This is a genomic window from Collinsella sp. LCP19S3_D3, assembly GCF_052121455.1.
Taxonomy (GTDB): domain Bacteria; phylum Actinomycetota; class Coriobacteriia; order Coriobacteriales; family Coriobacteriaceae; genus Collinsella.
This window is the reverse complement of the sequence record NZ_JBQKEF010000043.1, coordinates 1-1735: the sequence shown is the minus strand read 5'-3', so window position 1 is coordinate 1735 and position 1735 is coordinate 1. Positions and strand designations below refer to the sequence as shown.

2 protein-coding genes are annotated in these 1735 nt (G+C 58.6%); both read right to left on the bottom strand.

All coding sequences use genetic code 11. The features are described from left to right. Positions 1-545 (bottom strand): sugar transferase (locus ACTQXM_RS08930; RefSeq protein ID WP_441537641.1); only part of this gene is annotated, 545 nt, incomplete at its 3' end. 103 nt (positions 546-648) lie between these two features. Beyond that, positions 649-1194: an antiterminator LoaP gene (gene loaP / locus ACTQXM_RS08925; RefSeq protein WP_441537640.1), complete on the bottom strand. Its 546-nt coding sequence runs from the start codon at positions 1192-1194 to the stop codon at positions 649-651. Positions 1195-1735: the final 541 nt, after the last annotated feature.

The window sequence follows — 1735 nt, the reverse complement described above, 5'->3', positions numbered from 1 at the left end:
ACGGCCAGGCGCTGCAGGTCGTACTCGGTGTACTCCGCAACCTCGTTGGGCAGAGGCGGGCGCGGGCCCACGACGGACATCTGGCCCAGGAACACGTTGACGAACTGTGGGAACTCGTCGATGGAGTGCTTGCGGATGAACTTGCCGATCTTGGTGACGCGGGGGTCGTCCTTCATCTTGAACATGGCGCCGGCGATCTCGTTCTGCTCCTTGAGCTCGGCGAGGCGCTCGTCGGCGTCCTTGTACATGGAGCGGAACTTCCACATGCGGAAGGTGGACAGGCTGCCGTCGCGGTGGGTCTGGCCCACGCGGATCTGGCTGTAGAACGGGTTGCCCTCGCTCTCCAGGCGGATGGCCGCGGCCAGCACCAGGCTGGGTATGGCGATGACTACCAGCACGCAGCCGCTGAACACGATATCGAAGGCGCGCTTGGCGGTGCGGTAGGCAAGGCGCGTTCGGTCCCAGTCCTTGAGGGCCTGCATGGCCTTGTAGCGCATGCTCACGTCGCCGCCGTTCATGGCCTGGGCAACGAGCACGGCCCCCACCGGCGCTCCTTCTGAATATTCAGTTTTGTCTGACACTATTTCCTTCAAACCTACGTCCCCGCCCCCGGGGATCCTCCCTGTCCCGTTAAACAGTCGCCTGCAGCTAGGCGATCGCCTTTTTAAGGTTTCGCATTGCGCGCTGCTCGGCCGAAAGCACGGCAAGGCCAACGCGCGTAGTCACGCGTCGACCGCACAGGTCGAGCTCCAAATAAGCAGTGCTCTTGCGTCTGTTAATGGATTTGATAAGGCCTTCGTGGCCCAGCAGCGGACCTGCCGTCACTACGACCTGGTCGCCGTCCTTTAAGGCCTCGCTCATGGGCACAACGCGGTCTCCCACATGCGTAAAGCTTCCAATAAGCTGGACCTCTTCTTTTGCCAGCGGCACAAACTGACCGTCCTGGGATAGCACCCGGGCAAAGTCGTCCATGCGAAGCAAGTACTGTTGCACGGTGCGGGGATCTGCCGTGTCGCAGATAAGATAACCGGGAAAAAGCGGCTTGGTCGTGTTGACCCATTCGCCGTGTACCTTGATCTCGGTTTGAAATTGGGGATAAAAGAGCTCCTGCATGGCGCCAGCCGGCACCACATGCTCTATGCGCTCGCGCATTACATCTTCGCGACCATTAATGACCTGGATCACATACCACACGAGCACCACCCCCTTGCTGTCTTACGTGTGGCTCACGGGGTTTAGGTATGGCTTCGCCAGGGCGCTTGTGCGCGAAGGCGCTCCATATTCAAACCCTGAGCCCAGTTAGACAAGCGCGTGGCTCTGCCCCACCGTGAACGGTATGTATAAGTGCAGTTGCTAGAGTCGCGGACGTGTATCGCAAAATGACCGCGACCCCAGCTGGCTGCGTGCGATCCAGTCAAGCGGGAACAAAACTGGATCGCACGCAAACAGCTGTAGGACTGCTGCGATGAGTCATGGAATATCGAATCGAAAGAACAGCTTGCCCGTAGACAAGCACAAAGTCATTCGATGCGATACGCATGACGACGCTATTGGAGTTCGTGGTGTTTCTGGCACCGCCGTTACGGCCGGATGCTGATCGACCCTGCGCTTTGCGGCTTGCTGGAGCCGTGAGCACAGTTGAACCCATGTAACATTAGTTATCCTAGCACAGCAGGTAGCCCATACGTTTTGGGGTGTGTTTAGCAACATATTGGTTATTTGCCGTGGTTATGGG